Annotated in this window: 1 pseudogene; it reads left to right on the top strand. The window is 60.1% G+C overall.

Annotation, left to right across the window (positions count from 1 at the left end):
- Positions 1-238 (top strand): annotated as a pseudogene (locus ACFZPT_RS26985) (hypothetical protein); the annotation flags it as partial.

Here is a 238-nt window from a genome sequence, read left to right as displayed (position 1 = left end):
AGACGCCCAACCCTACCTGTACACCGCCGGCCTCTATCAAGGCCGAGCACGCCGCCAATGGCGACCCGCTGCCCACCGTGGTGCCGGCTGGGCCGAACAACCCCTTGGGGCCGTTAAAGTTCACGCTGGGAACGCCGGGGTACCTTAACCACTGTTCCAAAATGAAGTTCGGCATCGGAACGCGTACCAGCCATGGCTGCTTACGCATGTTCAACAATAACGTGTTGGATATGGCCGA

Origin of the sequence: Pseudomonas sp. MD330_10 (assembly GCF_042610415.1) — a bacterium.
GTDB classification, from domain to species: domain Bacteria; phylum Pseudomonadota; class Gammaproteobacteria; order Pseudomonadales; family Pseudomonadaceae; genus Aquipseudomonas; species Aquipseudomonas rhodesiae.
Note: the sequence above shows the minus strand (reverse complement) of the source record. Positions and strands in the feature narration are given on the sequence as shown.